The organism is Photobacterium sp. SP02, from assembly GCF_038519165.1.
In the GTDB taxonomy this organism is placed as follows: Bacteria; Pseudomonadota; Gammaproteobacteria; order Enterobacterales; family Vibrionaceae; genus Photobacterium; species Photobacterium halotolerans.
Map to the genome: position 1 here is coordinate 91,751 of NZ_JASJOJ010000007.1, position 18,708 is coordinate 110,458.

Annotated in this window: 16 protein-coding genes; 11 read left to right on the plus strand and 5 right to left on the minus strand. The window is 56.8% G+C overall.

The genetic code is table 11. From position 1 onward, the window contains the following. Positions 1 to 13: 13 nt before the first annotated feature. Positions 14 to 1,627 (plus strand): thiamine/thiamine pyrophosphate ABC transporter permease ThiP, encoded by a 1,614-nt coding sequence (gene thiP / locus P0Y67_RS05160; protein ID WP_446728799.1) that lies wholly within the window; start codon positions 14 to 16, stop codon positions 1,625 to 1,627. 15 nt (positions 1,628 to 1,642) lie between these two features. Continuing rightward, the gene (gene thiQ / locus P0Y67_RS05165) at positions 1,643 to 2,356 is read left to right on the plus strand and encodes a thiamine ABC transporter ATP-binding protein (RefSeq protein WP_446728800.1); all 714 of its coding nucleotides are present in this window, start codon (positions 1,643 to 1,645) and stop codon (positions 2,354 to 2,356) included. A 37-nt stretch (positions 2,357 to 2,393) separates the two neighbouring features. Here thiQ and P0Y67_RS05170 read toward each other — a convergent pair whose 3' ends face one another. Then, positions 2,394 to 3,770 carry a PhoH family protein gene (locus P0Y67_RS05170; RefSeq protein WP_027251798.1) on the minus strand — a complete coding sequence of 459 codons (1,377 nt, stop codon included), beginning with the start codon at positions 3,768 to 3,770 and terminating at the stop codon, positions 2,394 to 2,396. A gap of 286 nt (positions 3,771 to 4,056) precedes the next feature. On the opposite strand from P0Y67_RS05170, the gene rapA reads away from it, so the two are divergent. The 3 genes from rapA to P0Y67_RS05185 all read left to right on the plus strand — a co-directional run bounded on the left by rapA (position 4,057) and on the right by P0Y67_RS05185 (position 8,830). Next, complete coding sequence (rapA, locus tag P0Y67_RS05175) at positions 4,057 to 6,972, plus strand: RNA polymerase-associated protein RapA (RefSeq protein ID WP_342391006.1); 2,916 nt, start codon at positions 4,057 to 4,059, stop codon at positions 6,970 to 6,972. 89 nt (positions 6,973 to 7,061) lie between these two features. Further along, positions 7,062 to 7,754 carry a bifunctional tRNA pseudouridine(32) synthase/23S rRNA pseudouridine(746) synthase RluA gene (gene rluA / locus P0Y67_RS05180; RefSeq protein ID WP_342391007.1) on the plus strand — a complete coding sequence of 231 codons (693 nt, stop codon included), beginning with the start codon at positions 7,062 to 7,064 and terminating at the stop codon, positions 7,752 to 7,754. 122 nt (positions 7,755 to 7,876) lie between these two features. After that, on the plus strand, positions 7,877 to 8,830 hold the full coding sequence (locus P0Y67_RS05185) for a D-2-hydroxyacid dehydrogenase (RefSeq protein ID WP_342391008.1): 954 nt from the start codon (positions 7,877 to 7,879) through the stop codon (positions 8,828 to 8,830). Between the two features lie 12 nt (positions 8,831 to 8,842). On the opposite strand, the gene djlA is transcribed toward P0Y67_RS05185, so the two are convergent. Next, positions 8,843 to 9,697 (minus strand): co-chaperone DjlA, encoded by an 855-nt coding sequence (gene djlA, locus P0Y67_RS05190; protein ID WP_161444544.1) that lies wholly within the window; start codon positions 9,695 to 9,697, stop codon positions 8,843 to 8,845. Between the two features lie 295 nt (positions 9,698 to 9,992). Between djlA and lptD the strand changes: the two genes are divergently transcribed. The 6 genes from lptD to P0Y67_RS05220 all read left to right on the plus strand — a co-directional run bounded on the left by lptD (position 9,993) and on the right by P0Y67_RS05220 (position 16,763). Beyond that, positions 9,993 to 12,332 (plus strand): LPS assembly protein LptD, encoded by a 2,340-nt coding sequence (lptD, locus tag P0Y67_RS05195; protein ID WP_342391009.1) that lies wholly within the window; start codon positions 9,993 to 9,995, stop codon positions 12,330 to 12,332. A gap of 58 nt (positions 12,333 to 12,390) precedes the next feature. Next, a complete protein-coding gene (gene surA / locus P0Y67_RS05200; protein ID WP_027251803.1) occupies positions 12,391 to 13,695 on the plus strand; it encodes a peptidylprolyl isomerase SurA in 1,305 nt (434 codons plus the stop codon). Beyond that, positions 13,682 to 14,674 (plus strand): 4-hydroxythreonine-4-phosphate dehydrogenase PdxA, encoded by a 993-nt coding sequence (gene pdxA / locus P0Y67_RS05205; RefSeq protein WP_027251804.1) that lies wholly within the window; start codon positions 13,682 to 13,684, stop codon positions 14,672 to 14,674. Before surA ends, pdxA begins: the two co-directional genes overlap by 14 nt. Then, positions 14,671 to 15,483 (plus strand): 16S rRNA (adenine(1518)-N(6)/adenine(1519)-N(6))-dimethyltransferase RsmA, encoded by an 813-nt coding sequence (gene rsmA / locus P0Y67_RS05210; protein ID WP_218383568.1) that lies wholly within the window; start codon positions 14,671 to 14,673, stop codon positions 15,481 to 15,483. The genes pdxA and rsmA overlap by 4 nt, the downstream gene beginning before the upstream one ends. A gap of 74 nt (positions 15,484 to 15,557) precedes the next feature. Then, on the plus strand, positions 15,558 to 15,941 hold the full coding sequence (gene apaG, locus P0Y67_RS05215; protein ID WP_342391010.1) for a Co2+/Mg2+ efflux protein ApaG: 384 nt from the start codon (positions 15,558 to 15,560) through the stop codon (positions 15,939 to 15,941). Between the two features lie 12 nt (positions 15,942 to 15,953). Further along, positions 15,954 to 16,763: a symmetrical bis(5'-nucleosyl)-tetraphosphatase gene (locus P0Y67_RS05220; protein ID WP_342391011.1), complete on the plus strand. Its 810-nt coding sequence runs from the start codon at positions 15,954 to 15,956 to the stop codon at positions 16,761 to 16,763. A gap of 137 nt (positions 16,764 to 16,900) precedes the next feature. On the opposite strand, the gene folA is transcribed toward P0Y67_RS05220, so the two are convergent. The 3 genes from folA to P0Y67_RS05235 are packed head-to-tail and all read right to left on the minus strand — an operon-like array spanning position 16,901 to position 18,665. Next, positions 16,901 to 17,383: a type 3 dihydrofolate reductase gene (gene folA / locus P0Y67_RS05225; RefSeq protein WP_342391012.1), complete on the minus strand. Its 483-nt coding sequence runs from the start codon at positions 17,381 to 17,383 to the stop codon at positions 16,901 to 16,903. A gap of 14 nt (positions 17,384 to 17,397) precedes the next feature. Next, positions 17,398 to 17,871 carry a threonine/serine exporter family protein gene (locus P0Y67_RS05230; RefSeq protein WP_342391013.1) on the minus strand — a complete coding sequence of 158 codons (474 nt, stop codon included), beginning with the start codon at positions 17,869 to 17,871 and terminating at the stop codon, positions 17,398 to 17,400. Beyond that, the gene (locus tag P0Y67_RS05235) at positions 17,868 to 18,665 is read right to left on the minus strand and encodes a threonine/serine exporter family protein (protein ID WP_342391014.1); all 798 of its coding nucleotides are present in this window, start codon (positions 18,663 to 18,665) and stop codon (positions 17,868 to 17,870) included. The genes P0Y67_RS05230 and P0Y67_RS05235 overlap by 4 nt, the downstream gene beginning before the upstream one ends. Positions 18,666 to 18,708: the final 43 nt, after the last annotated feature.

The following is an 18,708-nucleotide window of genomic DNA, read 5'->3' on the forward strand; positions in this document are numbered from 1 at the left end:
AATAGGACAGACCTTGTTACTCTCCCGTTCCAGCCTGCCCGGCCTGTTAAGCGCCGGGCTGATACTGCTTGTGGTCGGCGGGGCGCTCAGCGCGCTGCTGAGTCAGGCCACCGAACTGCAACCGCTCAGCTTGTGGCAGGATCCTTACCTGCGTCATGTCACGGCCTTCAGCTTTCAACAGGCCCTGTTATCGACCCTGCTCAGTGTGATTCCGGCGATCCCTGTCGCTTACGCTCTGTCGCGGCGCCGTTTTCCGGGCCGGACTGTGTTGCTCAGATTGTTTGCCATGACGGTGGTGCTGCCGGTACTGGTGGCGGTGTTTGGTCTGCTGGCTATCTATGGTAACAGCGGTTTGCTGGCCCAAGCACTGGCCAGGCTGGACATGACCCTGCCGTTCAGCATTTACGGTCTCAACGGCATTCTTCTCGCCCATGTCTTTCTCAACCTGCCGCTGGCGAGCCGTTTACTGCTGCAAAGCCTGGAAAGCATTCCGGCCGAACAGCATCAGCTCGCCGCTCATCTGGGCATGAAAGGCTGGCCACTGTTCCGGCTGGTTGCCTGGCCGCGGCTGCGTCAGCAGTTGCCTCAGGTCGCCGGGCTGGTGTTCATGCTGTGCTTTACCAGCTTTGCGGTGATTATGTCGCTCGGTGGCGGCCCGAAAGCCACCACGATCGAGCTGGCTATCTATCAGGCGCTGAGATACGACTTTGATTTAGCCGCCGGTGCCATGCTGGCGTTATGGCAGATGCTGCTGTGCTGCTCGCTGGTGCTGTTCAGCCAGCGCTTTGCCAAACCGCTGTCCACGCTCAGCGGCCGGGTTCGCCAGGGGCATCCGAATTACCTCGACAGCGGCTCGGCCAGAGTGTGGGACGGATGCTGGATTGGCTTGGTGCTGCTGTTAGTTCTGCCGCCTATGCTGGCAGTACTGAGCGCCGGGCTCAATGCCCAGCTGCCGCAGCTGCTGAGCACCCCCGCCCTGTGGCAGGCGATCAGCCATTCATTGCAAATCGCGCTGCTGGCCTGCCTGCTGGCACTGATCAGCGGGATCGCCATCCTCTGTGCCAGCCGTTACTGGCGGCTGCAGCGCTACCGCCTCTCTGCCGACGGGCTGGAGCTGATTGGCACCATTATTCTGGTCACACCCGGGCTGGTGATCAGCACAGGTCTGTTTTTGCTGCTGCGCGAATTCACCGACGTCTTCGCCTCGGCCTTCTGGGTGGTCGTGGCCGTCAATGCCCTGATGGCACTGCCTTATGTCATCAAAACCCTGAGCCAGCCGATGCTGCATCTCGCGCAGCAATACAACCCGCTGTGCCAGAGTTTGGGCATGCGCGGCCTGCCGCGCCTGTATCTGGTGGAATGGCGGGCACTGCGCAAACCTATGGCCCAGGCGATGGCGATCAGCTTCGTGTTGTCGCTGGGTGATCTGGGTGCCATTGCGCTGTTCGGCAGCCAGGATTTTCAGACCCTGCCCCTGTACCTGTTCCAGCTGATGGACAGCTATCAGATGGATGCCGCCGCCGTTGCCGCTCTGCTGCTGCTCTTGCTCAGCCTGGGCATTTTCACTGTGGTGGAAAGCCTGCTATTGTCCCGGTCTCCCTCGTCTGCCCGCACTGCTAACGGATAACTTATGACTTCACCTATGCTCTCTTTGTCGCAACTGAGCCATTGTTACCGTCACCATAATCAGGCGCCGATGCAGCTCAGCTTTGATCTGTCGGTCGCGCCGGGAGATATTCTGGCGGTGATCGGCCCCAGCGGGGCGGGCAAAAGTACCCTGCTGGCGATGATCGCCGGTTTTCTCAAGCCGGACAGCGGAGAGCTGAGGATCAACGGTGACGTGATCGACAGGCAGAATCCGGCCGAGCGGCCGCTGTCGATCCTGTTTCAGGATCACAACCTGTTTCCTCATCTGAGCGTGTTTGACAATATTGCCCTGGGAATCCATCCCGGACTGCGCCTCAGCGCGGCTGACAAAGCATCAGTCAAAGACGCGGCAGAACGGGTCGGCATTGGCCGTTATCTGGATCGCTTGCCAGAGCTGTTATCCGGCGGTCAGAAACAGCGGGTGGCTGTGGCACGCTGTCTGGTCAGGCACCGTCCTCTGCTGTTGCTCGATGAGCCGTTTTCCGCGCTGGATCCGGCGCTGCGACAAGAAATGCTGGATCTGATCGCCAGTCTGGCCAAGGAAGCCGGGATCACTGTGCTGATGATCACCCACAGTCCGGACGATGCGCTGAAAATTGCTGATCACTGTGCCTTTGTCGAGCAGGGGGAAATCCGGGTATGCGGCCCCACCCAGCAAGTGCTGGGGGAGCCGGAAGATGAAAGATTAAGGAAGTACCTCGGGCGATGAATGCTTAAGATCCGCTCAGCGGATCCCGCCCAGTGAATTACAGATTTTCTTCAGCAAATTCCGCCAGACGGCTGCGCACCACACCATTGAGGTAGATATTGGCGCTGCCCTCGAAATTCTTAAATCGTTCAACGATATAGGTTAAGCCTGATGTCACAGGCGACAGGTAAGTGGAATCGATCTGCGCCAGGTTACCGGAACAAACCAGCTTAGTGCCTTCACCACAGCGGGTGATGATGGTCTTGATTTGTGAAGCCGTGAGGTTCTGACACTCATCCAGCAACACGAAAGCGTTCTGGATAGAGCGGCCGCGCATAAAGTTAATCGATTTGAACTGGATATTGGCTTTTTCGAAGATATATTTCATCGAACCGTCAGTGCAGACATCGTGCTTATGCAAGGCCTCCATGGTGTCTGTCACTGCCGCCAGCCAGGGCATCATTTTCTCTTCTTCCGTACCCGGCAGGAAACCGATAGATTCAGCAATGTCCGGGGTATTGCGGGTGACAATGATCTTGTCGTACATGCCTTTTTCTATCACCAGCTCCAGTGCGGCAGCCATCGCGAGGATCGTCTTACCACACCCGGCCGGACCGGTCAGGATCACCAGATCGATATCAGGATCGAGCAGCGCGTCCATCGCCATGCCCTGATAGATGTTCTTCGGATGAATGCCCCATGCCTGGCGGTGCATCAGGCGCTCATGCCCCAGATCTTTCAGGGTGACCATTTCCCCGTCCAGACTCTGGATCCGGGCCGCGAAATCGGTATCTTCATCAATCAGGTACTGGTTGACGAAGGGCGATTCAAACAGCTCTTGCGGCAGCGTATGCAAGGTCGAGCGGCCGCGTTTTTCAGAATGGCACTCACCCACACGCTCCCAGAAACTGGCCGGATAGCGGTGGAACCCTTTGGTCAGCAGGCTGACGTCATCAATCAGCTGATCTGACCGGTAATCATCAACGTAAAACACCCCGGCGCCTTTGGCACGCAGGCGCATATTGATGTCTTTAGTGATCAGCACCACCTTGCGCGGCGCATAATGATTCTGGAGGTAGAGCACCCCGTTGAGAATCCGGTTGTCACCGGCCTTGTCGGCAAAGGCATGCACAGTCTCGTGAATTTCGTAATCGGCGAAAATCGCGATACGGCCTTTGTGATCACCTTGCTCGGTCAGGGGGATCCCGGCTGAGATTTGTTCCGGTGTGGCATCGTGGAAGATATCTTCGAGGGCGCGGATAGCAACACGGGCATCGCGGGCAACGTCGCGTTTGCTGTCTTTGATCCGGTCGAGCTCTTCCAGGACCGTCATGGGAATCACTACGTCGTGCTCTTTGAAAGAGTAGATGGCGAGGGGTTCATGTAACAGGATGTTGGTATCAAGTACAAAGACTTTCCTATCAGCATCGTCCATAGACGTCTCCTTGTTCACCTGAAATAGCCATTGGCAAAGGCTATCATTAATAAGCCTAAACCCGCTTTTCATTAATGACCGCAAAAAATGAAAATATTGTGACAATTTTCTCACTTGGTGGGTCCATCACTTAGCCCGTGACCTGGCTCCCATCATGCAGTACCATTAGCCCCTTTTTTGCCGGCGCCATTTGTGGCTTACACTTAATTTCAGTGTAGTTGATATATTCATCGTCGCCGGGATCCAATTCTCCTTGATTTCAAATATTTAGAAGGTTTTGTCCACTATGCCATTTGCTTTGGGTCAACGCTGGATCAGTGACACGGAAAGTGATTTAGGGTTAGGAACTGTGGTCGCCATGGATGCGCGTACTGTCACCCTTATGTTTGCCGCCAGCGAAGAGAATCGCGTGTATGCCCGCCATGATGCCCCTGTCACCCGCGTGATGTTCAACGCCGGTGATGTGACTGAGAGTCAGGAAGGCTGGTCGCTCAGGGTCGAGCAAGTGGAAGAACAACAAGGGGTGCTGACCTATATCGGCACCCGTACCGATACCGGGGAAGAAAATGTGTCGCTGCGCGAGATCTTCCTCAGCAACCAGATCCGTTTTAACAAGCCGCAGGACAAGCTGTTCGCTGGTCAGATTGACCGTATGGACCGTTTCGCCCTGCGCTACCGCGCCCTGAAAAACCAGCACCAGCAGCACAAGAGCCCGCTACGCGGCTTGTGCGGGATGCGTGCCGGCCTGATCCCACACCAGCTGTTCATTGCCCATGAAGTGGGCCGCCGTTTTGCCCCCCGTGTCCTGCTGGCCGACGAAGTGGGCCTGGGTAAAACCATTGAAGCCGGGATGATCATCCACCAGCAGGTGCTGGCAGGACGTGCCGAGCGTATTCTGATCCTGGTGCCGGAAACCCTGCAGCATCAGTGGCTGGTTGAGATGATGCGCCGCTTCAACCTGTATTTTTCTATCTTCGATGAAGAGCGCTGTGTCGAGGCGATTGCCGATGCGGCCAATCCGTTTGATACCGCGCAATACGTGCTGTGCTCACTGGATTTTCTGCGCAAGAGCCGCCGCCGTTTCGAACAGGCGCTGGACGCCGACTGGGATCTGCTGGTAGTCGATGAAGCCCACCACCTGGTGTGGAGTGAAGAGGCGCCGAGCCGTGAGTACCAGGTGGTGGAAGCCCTGGCCGAGAAAACCCCGGGCTGCCTGCTGCTGACAGCCACGCCGGATCAGCTGGGCCATCAGAGCCACTTCGCCCGCCTGCGCCTGCTCGACCCGGATCGCTTCTACGATTACGATGCCTTTCTCGATGAAGAGCGCCAGTACGCCCCGGTCGCCGATGCGGTGTCAGACCTGCTGGCTGGCAAAAAACTGGACGACGACAGCCGCGCGACACTGATCAATCTGCTGCCTGAGCAGGACATTGCCCCGCTGCTGGACACACTGACCACCCAGGGCGACGAACACGCCCAGCATGCCGCGCGTCAGGAGCTGGTCGACAACCTGATGGACCGCCACGGCACAGGTCGTGTGCTGTTCCGCAACACCCGCGCGGCAGTGCAGGGTTTTCCTCAGCGTCACCTCAATCTGTACCCGCTGGCGATGCCGTCGCAGTACAGCACGGCCATGCGTGTCGCCGGCATGATGATGGGGAAAATCAGCGAAGAACAAAAAGTGCTCAAGCTGCTGTATCCGGAAGATATTTATCAGGAATTTGAAGGCGAATCGGCCACCTGGTGGAACTTCGACCCGCGGGTGAGCTGGCTGCTGGATTTCCTCAAAGCCAACCGCAATGAAAAAGTGCTGGTGATCTGCTCCCGCGCGCAAACCGCGCTCAATCTGGAGCAGGCACTGCGCGAAAAAGAAGGCATCCGCGCCACTGTGTTCCACGAAGGCATGTCGATTCTCGACCGCGACAAAGCGGCCGCTTACTTCGCTCAGACAGAAGACGGCGCGCAGGTGCTGCTGTGTTCAGAAATCGGCTCTGAAGGCCGCAATTTCCAGTTTGCCAACCAGCTGGTGATGTTCGATCTGCCAAATAATCCGGATCTGCTGGAACAGCGTATCGGCCGACTGGACCGCATCGGCCAGCAGCGGGATATCGAGATCCATGTGCCGCATCTGCAGGGCACCTCGCAGGCGCTGCTGGCGCACTGGTACAACGAGGGGCTGAATGCCTTTGAAGAAACATGCCCGACAGGCCGTGCGGTGTATGAAGCGATTCAGCCGCAGCTGATCACCCTGCTGGCCAGTGAAAACCACAGTGCTGAGGCGCTGGACTCGCTGATCGCCGACAGTGCCCGCATGCACACTGAGCTCAAGAGCAAAATGGAGCAGGGCCGCGACCGTCTGCTGGAGATCCATTCCAACGGTGGCGATGCCGCCCGAGAGCTGGTCGAGCAGATTGCCGCCAAAGACGGCGACACCAATCTGGTGACCTTCGCGCTCGGCCTGTTTGATACCGTGGGCCTCAATCAGGATGACAGAGGCGAAAACGCCCTGGTGATCACCCCGTCTGAGCACATGCTGGTAGCGAGTTTCCCGGGTTTGCCGCAGGATGGCTGCACCATTACCTTTGACCGTGATACCGCGCTGTCGCGTGAAGACATGCACTTTATCAGCTGGGAACACCCTATGATTCAGGGCGGGATTGACCTGCTGCTGTCGGAAGGTGTCGGCACCACTGCTGTGTCTTTGCTCAAGAACAAGGCGCTGCCCGCCGGCACACTGTTGCTGGAGCTGGTGTACGTGGTCGATGCCCAGGCACCGAAACAATCCGGGATCGGCCGCTTCCTGCCGCACACGCCTATCCGTATCCTGCTGGATGCCAAAGGCAATAATCTGTCGGATAAAGTCGAGTTCGAAGGCTTCAACCGTCAGCTGAGTCCGGTCAACCGCCATCTGGGCAGCAAACTGGTCAACTCGGTGCAGAGAGACATCCATGCCCTGATTGCCGCCGGCGATCAGCTGATCGAACCTGAGCTGGCCAAAGTACGCCAGGCCGCGCAGCAGGAGATGGAAATCACTTTGGGCGCCGAGCTGGCCCGTCTGCAGGCCCTGAAATCGGTCAACCCTAACATCCGGGACGATGAGCTGGAATTGCTGCAAAGCCAGATTCAGGATCTGACCGCTTACATCAGCAAAGCCCAGATTCAGCTCGATTCGCTGCGTGTCATCGCCGTCAGCCATAACTGATACAGCACTATCCGGGCGGTAGGTACTCCCTGCCGCCCTGTGTTACCATTTCGCCGCTGCCTGTGCGTACAACCTGAGATAGCCCGAACATGAACCCCTTACCACCGCTGGACTATAACCCGCCTACCGATCCCTGGCTGGATGTTCTGTATGTCGACCGCGATATCATAGCAATCAACAAGCCTTCCGGTCTGCTGTCAAATCCCGGCCGCGATCCGGCGCATGCCGACAGCGTGTTTCACCGCGTGCTGGCCGAGCATCCCAAAGCGCAGATTGTGCATCGTCTGGACATGGCCACTTCCGGCCTGATCATACTGTCGCTCAACAAGGATGCCGAACGGCACCTCAAAGCCCAGTTCCGTGATCGTCAGACCGAAAAAGTCTATTACGCCCGGGTCTGGGGCACACCAGAGCAGCCAAGCGGCACCATAGATCTGCCGCTGATTTGCGACTGGCCCAACCGCCCGATGCAGAAAGTCTGTTTTGAGCACGGCAAACCCTCGGTGACCCATTATGAGGTGATTGCCAGTGACGGCCTGAGCAGTTTAGTCCGACTGCGCCCGGTCACAGGACGCTCTCATCAGCTTCGCGTCCACATGCTGGCGCTGGGCCACCCGATCCTGGGCGATGGTTTCTATGCCCATGATCAGGCCAAAGCACTGGCCCCCCGCCTGCAACTGCACGCGGCGGAACTGAGCTTCTTCCACCCCTACAGCAACGAAGCACGTCATGTGTTCGCACCGTGCGAATTCTATCCCGACGCGCCCGAGCGGACGCTGTAAAGTACAACCGGCCTTAGCTGCCGACCTCTGAGTCGGCAGACTTGTTTGCCCAACTTGCAGCCTGCCCCTCGCTGGTGTTTACTGTGTGCCATCAACCACAGCATCAGCAGGGAGCCAGAGTGATGCACCAGATAGTTTTTCTCGATCGCGATACCATCCCCCATCAGATCACCCTGCCCCGCCCGGCCTTTGCGCACCACTGGCAGGAATACCCGACCACCTCTTCGGCGCAGCTTGTTGAACGGCTGCAACAGGCCACCATCGCCATCACCAATAAAGTGGTGCTCAATGCTGACACGCTGCGCCAGTTGCCGCAGCTGAAAATGATCGCCATTGCCGCCACAGGCACCAATAATGTCGATCTGGACTACTGCCGCGAGCACGGCATAGTGGTCAGTAACATTCGCGGTTATGCCACCGGCTCGGTGCCGGAGCATGTCATTGCCATGCTGTTTGCGCTCAAACGCAACCTGTTTGCGTACCACAAAGATATTCAGGCCGGCGTCTGGCAGGAGAAGAAACAGTTTTGTTTTTTCAGCCACCCGATTGGCGATGTGGCCGGCAGCACGCTGGGAGTGATCGGCAGCGGCAGTCTGGGACAGGCGGTCGCCCGGCTGGCGGCAGCGATTGGCATGAAAGTCGTGTTTGCCGAGCGCAAAGGTGCCAGCCAGTGCCGCGCGGGCTACCTGCCTTTTGAGCAGGTGCTGCAAACCGCCGATGCGATTACGCTGCACTGTCCGCTCAGTGAGGAAACAACAAATTTGATTGCGGCACCAGAGCTGGCACACATGAAGCCCGGCAGCCTGCTGATCAATACCGGCCGCGGCGGGCTGGTTAACGAAGAGGATCTGGTTGAGGCGCTGCGATCCGGCCACCTGGGCGGTGCCGGGTGCGATGTGTTTACCCGGGAGCCCGCCGACGCGTCCAACCCGCTGCTGGCAAACGCAGCCTTGCCCAACCTGCTGCTGACCCCCCATGTGGCCTGGGGGGCGGACTCGGCCATTCAGGCGCTGGCCAATCAGCTAATCGACAATCTGGAAGGCTTTGTCACCGGCCGCCCTCAGCACTGTGTCTGAGGGCCTTGGCCCTTATTTAAAGCCTTTTTCTTTTTTTATCAGCTCGTAAGCTGCCGTCAGTTCCTGGGCTTTCTGCTTCGCCAGCTCCATCATCTCTGGCGGTAAGCCTTTGGCCGCCAGTTTGTCCGGATGGTGCTCGTTCATCAGTTTACGGTAAGCACGTTTCAGATCTTTCGGACTGGCTTCTTTTGCTACCCCCAGCAGTTCATACGCATCACTGAGCTGATCCCGGGTTGGCGCCTGTCGAAAACCGCCCTGCTGTTGCTGTGACTGCTGGCGATAAAAACCGCCCCCCTGCTGAAAACGAAACGCCGCTTCTTGCATATGCAGACGCCTTTCCAGCTGCTGATCGGAAAAACCCAGCGCACGGCCAATCACGAACAGTAACTGGCGCTCTTTCGGATGCAGGCTGCCGTCGGCAAACGCGGCCTGGATCTGCAATTCGAGAAAAAACTGCAGCAAATCGAGCCGGCCCGTCCCTTGCTGGCGCACCCGGGTCAGCACCTCCTGAAGGGGAAAATCTTCTGATTTACCATCGCGGAAAGCTTCCTGAGCCAGCCGGCGTGCTTCGCCGTGCAGTTGCATCCGGTCCATAATGGCGCTGGCAACACGAATTTCCTCCTGGGTCACCCGACCTTTCGCTTTGGCCATATGGCCCATCACAGCAAACGCCGCATGAAAAAACGCCGCCTGACGTTCATGCTGATCAGCCTGACCCTGGCTAAAACGGCCAAAACTGCCGCCCTGATACACACCGGCACGCGCCCGATCGAACTTATGACCCAAAAAGATGCCTAATAACAACCCGATAGGTCCACCAAGAAGGAAACCAAAAAATGCCCCTAAAATCTTGCCCAACACCTGCATGTTATACTCTCTGGTAATTTGCTAAATTGTGCCCACGAATGCCGTCTAGTCTTACGAAAATAGATAGGTTTATCAGCGTGACTTGCTGCCATAAAGCACAGCGCCGTCTGATAAAGACCTCGCGGCATAATAGCAGAAAAAACAATAATGAATTTATCCGGTCCGATGAATACAGGGTCCCATAGAGATGCCGATAAGCAGAAATTGCTTTATCATAGCAGCCTTTATTGCGGGGACGGCAGGGCCGGTCTGGACACCTTTGCGCTATATCATGAACACAGGAAATTAAATCTCAATGTCATTCACTTCTCGCAGCTTATTGGCGACCATGATCAGCATAGCTTTATATGGCCCGTCATCTTTCGCCAATGATGCCCTCATTGAGAATGAAGCCAGCCCGACGGCAGAGGAAGAACTCGCCCTGGTCAAAGGCATGTGCCTGACCCCGGATCCCAGTGACGGTGATCCCAATAATGCCCCGATCAGAATCACCGCCGATAAGGCAGAGGCGGACAGCGACGCCAGCGTGACCTACTCCGGCGATGTGGTCGTTCGGCAATCCAACCGGACCGTGGCGGCCGATGTCGCGACCATGAACCAGCAAAACAATACTGTCAGTGCCAAAGGCAACGTGTATTTCCACGATGGCAGCATTGAAGTCTACGCTGACAGCATGCACAACAACCTGGATACCGACGACGCCGAAATCAATAACGCCGTCTACAGCCTGACCTGCGAAGCCGGCCGGGGTGAAGCCACCAAAATTGAAAAGCAGGGCATGACTTATTATCGCCTGCGCAACGGCACCTACACCACCTGTCCGCCCGGGGATAAAAGCTGGCAATTTACCGCCACCAGCATTGAACGTGAAGCTGATTCACCGTTTGCCGACCTGTATAACGCCCGGTTCGAAGTACTGGATGTGCCGGTGTTCTACATGCCTTACCTGCGTGTGCCTGTCGGTGACGAGCGGCTGACCGGTTTTCTCTATCCGACCGTAAGTTACGGCTCCCGTGACGGTTTTGAGCTGGAAACCCCGTTTTACTGGAATATTGCCCCTAACTACGATCTGACCTTTACCCCGAAATACATGAGTAACCGCGGCCTGCAGCTCAACAGCCAGTTCCGTTATCTCACTGATCTGGGAGAAGGCAGCCTGAAAGGGGAATATCTCGGCAGCGATGAAGCCTCAGATACTGACGATGCTCGCTGGGCCTACAACTGGTCACACAACGGCCGGTATCAGGATAACTGGCTGTTCAACATTGATTACAGCAAGGTCAGTGACGTGACCTATTTCTCGGATGTCGATTCAGAGATCGGCCGCCGGGAAGACAACAACCTGCTGCAAACCGGCGAAGTGACCTACCAGGAAGAAAAATGGAACTCGACCTTACGGGTCAGAAATTTCCAGCCGCTGACGCCGGGTGTGTCGTCCAACTACCGTTTGATGCCGCAGCTGACCTTCAACTACTACGAGCCTGAGCTGGGTTATGATCTGGACTTTGGCTTCCTGAGCCATATCAGCCGGTTTGAAAATGACGACTCGACGAAACCATCCGCCGACCGTGTCCATTTAGAGCCGTCTCTGACGCTGCCGTTCGCAACCCCCTGGTGGTCAATGACCACAGAAGCCAAGCTGATGTACACCTACTACAATCAGGAGTTCGATCCCACAATCGCCGGTCTGGAAGATCTGGAAGAAACCGCGTCCCGGACTGTGCCCAGTCTGCGGATGCTGACGGGCTTGTATTTCGAGCGGGATACCGACCTGTTCGGTGATGCCTATGTCCAGAGTCTGGAGCCGCAACTCCAGTACCTGTACATCAAGGATGTGGAGCAGAGCGACATTTACGGCTCATACGACACCACTATCCTGCAAACCGATTATTACGGTTTGTTCCGTGATCGCCGCTACTCCAGTGTCGACCGCATTGCCGCCGCCAACCAGTTTACCGTCGGTGCCACCACCCGCTTTTTCGACAGCAACCTGAAAGAGCGCTTCAATCTTGCCTTTGGCCAGATTTTCTACCTCAACGATTCCGGCCGGAATTTGCAGGAAGAAGGCGAGTCTCAGCCGAATTATTCTGCCTCGGCGTTTGAGTCTGATTTCAACTTTAATGACTGGCTCTTCTTCCACGGCGGCCTGCAATACGATGCCAGTGAAAAAGACATGCAGTTTGCCAACGCCGCGCTGGAATACCGCGAAGGCGGCCTGTTCAGCCAGCTGAACTACCGCTACGTGTCAAAAGAGTACATCCAGCAGAGCCTGCCGGATAACAACCAGATAGATAATTACACCGAGGAAGGTATTTCTCAGGTTGGCTTCTCAACCGGGTTCCCGATTCACGCCGGACTGAGTGTGCGGGGGGATTACTACCACGATGTCACAGAAAACCAGATGGTGGAAGGCCAGGTCTCGCTCAATTACCGCTCCGACTGCTGGATGATCACGCTGGGCTACAACCAGTACATGGTGGCGCGCAGCAACGTCAACACCCAGCCGGTTGAGTACGAGCAGAACTTCAGTATCTCGTTCTCACTGCTTGGTCTGGCTGGGGTCCCACCTGTCGGCGCGTCGTCAGCCAGTGGCAATGCCATTGCATACGGACGACCTTTCTACCTGAACAATTAACAGGCCGGGCCAAGGCCCGCCCTAACCAACCGCGCATTGAAGCGCCCTGGATACGGATATGAAAATGTGGAAGTCTTTTATTCTCGGCCTGACTCTTCTGGGCCTGACAACCGGTTCACTGGCCGCCCTGCAGCCGCTGGACAAAGTGGTCACTATTGTTAACGACAGCGTTATCCTGCAAAGCGATGTCGATGCGATGCTGAAAACCGTCCACCTCAATGCGGCGCGTCAGGGGCAACCCCTGCCGGACGACAGCATTCTGGTCAATCAGGTGATGGAAAAACTCATCATGGAAACCCTGCAGCTGCAACAGGCAGAGCAATTTGGTATCCGTATTGATGACAATCGCCTGGATCAGGCGATCAGCCAGATTGCTGCCGAGCAAAATATGTCCCTGGCCCAGCTGCAGCAAGAGCTGGCGGCCGGTGGCATCAGCTACCCGATTTTCCGCGAGCAAATCCGCCGTGACCTGACTGCCAGCGAAGCCCGTACCATTATGGTGCGCCGCCGGATCAATATTCTGCCGCAGGAAGTGGACAGCCTGGTGACCCAACTGGGCCAGCAGCAGCAGGAAAGCGTGCAATACAATGTCAGCCATATCCTGATCCGCCTGGGCGAAGGCGCCAGTCAGTCTGAACGCCAGACGGCTGAGCGCAAAGCCAACGAACTGCTGGCGCAATTGAACCAGGGGGCTGATTTCACCAACCTGGCCTACAGTGCGTCCAATGGTCCCAAAGCCCTGCAAGGGGGTGCCTGGGGCTGGATGAGCCCGGAAGAAATGCCGACTATCTTTGCCGATCAGATCCAAGGTCAGGGGAAAGGTGCTATCATAGGGCCATTCCGCAGCGGTGTGGGTTACCACATTCTCAAAATCAATGATGTGAAAGGCCAGGAGACTGTCTCAGTCACCGAAATCAATGCCCGCCACATCCTGCTGAAAACTTCTGTCATCCTCAGCGATGAAGGAGCGAAGAAACAGCTCGAGCAGGTTCGCCAGGACATTATCGCCGGTAAGCGCAGCTTTGCTGATGCTGCCCAGGCACTGAGTGCCGATCCGGGCTCTGCGGCCAATGGCGGTGAACTGGGCTGGCAGACGCCAGATATTTACGTCCCTGAATTCAAACAGCAGGTTGAAACCCTGCCTGCAGGCACCGTCAGTGAACCGTTCCAGACGGTACACGGCTGGCATATTGTGGAAGTGCTGGATCGCCGTCAGGTTGACCGCACCGATGCGGCCGCGAAGAACCGTGCTTACCGGATTCTCTTCAGCCGTAAATTTAACGAGGAAGCCCAGGCGTGGCTGCAGGAACTGCGGGCCGGCGCCTATATTGAACAACCAGGATTTGATGATGAACAAGGTTAAACGTATTGCCATCACGCCGGGAGAACCGGCGGGTATTGGCCCGGATCTCGTCGTGGCACTGGCGCAACAGCCGTGGCCGCACGAGCTGGTAGTTTGTGCCAACGCCGAACTTATGGCAGAACGTGCGGCCCTACTGGGCTTACCGCTGGAAATCATCAACTATGATCCAAGCCGTCCGGCCCAGCCGCACCGTGCGGGCACTCTGGTGGTAGACAGCCACCAGCTGAAAGCCAGTGTGACCCCAGGCCAGCTTGACGAGCACAACGGTCATTACGTGCTGGACACCCTCCGCCGTGCTGCCGAAGGCAATATGGACGGCGAATTTGCCGCACTGGTCACCGGGCCGGTGCATAAGGGCATCATTAACCGTGCGGGCGTCTCATTCAGCGGACACACAGAATTTTTCGCCCAGCAGGCACAATCCAATCAGGTGGTGATGATGCTGGCAACCGAAGGGCTGCGTGTGGCGCTGGTGACCACCCACATTCCGCTGGCTTATGTGGCCAAAGCGGTGACCGAAGATCGTATTCATCAGGTGATTCGGGTGCTGCATGCCGATCTGATCAGCAAGTTTGGCATCAAACAGCCGAAAATTTATGTCTGTGGCCTCAACCCGCATGCCGGTGAAGATGGCCACTTGGGCCGGGAAGAGATCGAAGTGATCACGCCGGCCTTGAATGTTCTGAGAGAGCAGGACGGTATGGATCTGGTTGGCCCGCTGCCAGCCGATACCATTTTCCAGGATAAATACCTGGCCGAAGCCGATGCCGTGCTGGCGATGTACCACGATCAGGGTCTGCCAGTGCTGAAATTCAAAGGGTTCGGTAATGCCGTCAATATCACTCTGGGATTACCTTTTATCCGAACATCAGTTGATCATGGTACCGCATTGGAACTCGCCGGTACCGGACAGGCGGACACAGGGAGCCTCTGGACAGCGCTTACCCACGCCATCGAAATGGTAGATAAAAAACAATGAGCAGTGATCAGGTCCATTTAGGCCACCGCGCCCGTAAGCGCTTTGGCCAGAACTTCTTGCACGACGAATACATCATCGACAACATTGTCGCCTCGATTAACCCGAGACCGGGCCAGAATCTGGTTGAAATCGGTCCCGGTCTGGGCGCACTGACCGAGCCTGTCGGTAAACAGGTCGATAAGTTTACTGTGATTGAGCTGGACCGCGATCTGGCCGAGCGTTTACGCAATCACCCGGATCTGTCCGGCAAGCTGACGATCCATGAAGGCGATGCCATGCGTTTCGACTTCACTCAGCTGATCAGGGAAAACAACAAACTGCGGATTTTTGGCAACCTGCCTTACAACATTTCAACGCCGCTGATGTTCCACCTGTTCAGTTTCCACCAGCATATTGAAGATATGCATTTCATGCTGCAGAAAGAAGTGGTCAACCGTCTGGCTGCCGGCCCGGGCACCAAAGCCTATGGCCGCCTGACCGTGATGGCGCAATATTACTGCAAAGTGATGCCAGTGCTTGAAGTGCCGCCAAGCGCCTTCAAACCCGCACCCAAAGTGGATTCTGCTGTGGTTCGGCTGGCACCGTATGAAACATTGCCGCATCCTTGTACTAACCTGAAATGGCTGGACCGTGTTTGCCGGGATGGCTTTAACCAGCGCCGTAAGACGGTACGTAACTGCTTTAAAGCCATCATGGACGTGGACACGCTGGAAAGCCTGGGCATTAACCCTGGCTCGCGTCCGGAAAACCTGACACTTGAACAGTTTGTGTCTATGGCTAACTGGCTGGATGCCAACCACAGCCACTAAGTAATGTGCCGGGCCATGGCGCCCGGCAACTGCCTTGCACAAAGGCATTGTCGTATCAGAAAGGAAGCAGCAAGGTGAACAACAAAGTTATCCCTACCATCAAATGCCGGGTCATCACCCATTACATTGATGACCAGTCTGAGCCTGAACAGAACCGCTACGTCTTTTCGTACACCATTACCATTTGCAATCTGGGCCAGGGCAACGCACAACTGCTTCGCCGCCGCTGGCTGATCACAGATGCCAATGGCAAGAAACTGGTGGTGGAAGGGGAAGGTGTGGTCGGAGAACAACCTACCATAGCCCCCAATGATGAATACACCTATACCAGCGGTACCATCATAGAAACACCACTGGGTGTGATGGAAGGCCATTACGTCATGGTCGACGACCACGGTAACGAGTTCAATGCCGACATCCTGCCTTTCCGTTTGGCTATCCCCAATATTCTGCACTAAACAGAGGCGATAATGGCAACCTATCTGGTCGGTGATATTCAGGGCTGTTACCGAGAACTCTGCGCGCTTCTCGAGCGTGTGGGCTTCAGTGAACAACATGATGAACTCTGGCTGGCCGGCGATCTGGTTGCCCGCGGGCCGGACTCTCTGGCCACCCTGCGTTTGGTGAAATCACTGGGCAGCAGTGCCACCAGCGTGCTGGGCAACCACGACTTGCACTTACTGGCTGTGGCCCGGGGTATAGGCAAGGCCAAGCAGAAAGATCAGATTGATCCGATTTTGCAGGCCAGCGACAGCGACGCATTGCTTGACTGGCTCAGCCGCCAGCCTCTGCTGGCCGAACACCCCACACACCCTGTTGTCATGGTCCATGCCGGTATTCCGCCGCAATGGCAGCTCGACGATGCCCGCCGCTGCGCGCGAGACGTCGAAGCCATGCTGCAAAGCGAGCACCAGCAGTGGCTGCTGAGCAATATGTACGGCAATGAACCTGCCCTGTGGGATCCTGAGCTGTCTGGGCTGGACCGGTTACGCTACACCATCAATGCGCTGACCCGGATGCGCTACCTGTATCCCGATGGCCGGCTGGAGATGCATTGCAAGCAGCCACCGGGCGAACCGGGCACAGATCACCTGCTGCCCTGGTTCCGCTTTCCACGCACGCAGCCGCTGGGTAAAACCGTTATTTTCGGCCACTGGGCCTCACTGATGGGCTATCAGGATGACAAGGCGATCGGACTGGACACCGGGTGTGTCTGGGGCCATCAGCTCACTATGCTGCGCTGGGAAGACCAGCAGCAATTCCAGCAAGACAGACTCTGACAGGGCCAAGGTTTTTTCTCCGCTCACTCAGCTCGCCGCTTACCCCTTGAGAGCGGCTAGCAGGCACACGTTACCAGGCCAAACTGTTGGCATGGTAACGGCCAGAGCCGGAAGCAAGAAAACAGCGGCAGGCAGGCTTACTGGCGCTCCAGTATCACAAATTCCATGTGGTGGGCATTTTTCTCATCGGCCGCGTAGTGCTCGCTGTGTGTCTGCCGCCAGCCGTCTCCCCAGTCCGGGAAGCAAGTATCTCCCTCGACACTGAGATCGATAAAGGTCAGATAGAGACAGTCTGCGACCGGCAGACATTCTGCATACACGCTGCCGCCACCGATAATCATCAACTCATCGACCTGCCCTGCAGCAAGCTGGGCGGCACGGAGATCCGCCACCACTGTCACGCCGTCGGCGGTAAAGTCCGGGTTGCGGCTGATCACAATATTGTGCCGCCCCGGCAAAGGCCGGCCAATGGATTCAAACGTTTTGCGTCCCATGACAACAGGTTTGCCCATGGTGACTTTTTTAAACCAGGCAAAATCGGCTGGCAAGTGCCAGGGCATGGCGTTGTCTTTGCCAATCACACGATCTTTTGCCATGGCGGCAACCATACTGATCTTCACACGTCGACTCCCTTTTAAATCACTGGTCGGCGACGATAAAACATTAAGCCGGGCATTGCCAGCCCTATGGCCAGCGCTGCCACGGTAAAGGCTGCGGTGATCCCGTTTTCGGCCATGCGCTGCCAGATCTCAGGGGAAAAGCCATGCTGATTGAGATCCACCAGCGCAATCATGGTCTTAAATGCATAGACACCGGGCACCATGGGGATCACGGCCGCCACGGTGAACACATGAGGCGGCGCCAGCAGCCGACGTGACCAGATGATCCCTGTCATCCCGACCAGCAAAGCGGCAAAGAAGCTTGCCCATTCAATCGGCATGCCCTGATGCATGAGCACAAAACGGCAACCGTGACCGAGCGCCCCCGCCATGGCGCAGTACTTCAGCGCCCTGACCGGCACATTAAATACCATGGCAAACCCGACAGCCGGAATCGCGGCCAGCATCATATCTGCAGTCAATGCGTACAGCGATTGCCAGAGCGTCATACCAGCCACCCCCAGACATTAAACAGGTTCATCGCCGCCACTATGCCCAGGCTGGTCGACAAGGTCAGTAAACTGGCCATCACCCAGCGCGAAATGCCCAGATTCACGAAACCTGACACCATATCGGCGACAGCATTAATCAGCGGAAAACCCGGCACCAGCAATAATACCGACGATGCCATTGCCAGAAAGGGCTGATTACCCAGCTCGAACAAAGGGGCAGAAGCTGAGATAGCCGTCGCGACAAAGGCAGCGGCAGCAAAGGTCAGCAGCGGATTGAAATGATGGTGCGCCATCACCAGGCGCAGCGCCATCACCAGGCGCAGCGCCATGGCGGCAGATGCAGCGAACAAGGTAATCAGGGCCACAGTCAGATCGCCGCCGGCCAGAAGACAGAATGCAGCGCAGGACAGACCGATCATCAGGATCACCAGCAGCGGCGGATAGCGCTGGGGCTCAATGGCAGACAGACGCTTCGTCATGGCCGCAGGATCCAGCAGCCCCTTTTCCGCCATGATGCACAAATGATGGATCCGGGTGACAACCGCCATATTGATCCCATGATCCCGGCAGCGGCGCGTGGTCGTCAGACAATGCCCTTCCACATGCACAGTAACCACAATGGCATTGGCGGTCAGCGCAATGTTGACCTCATCCACCCCCAGTGCCAGGCCGACACGCTGACTGACATCCACCACCACCGCAGATTCCGCGCCATGCTGTAACAGCCGCTGGCCAACCTGAGCGACTATCCGGGCAATCTCCCGTTCCGTTTTAACTGTAACCGGCTGCATCATGACTCCCTCAGCGCTTTTTCTGTTGATCATTATCTCCGCT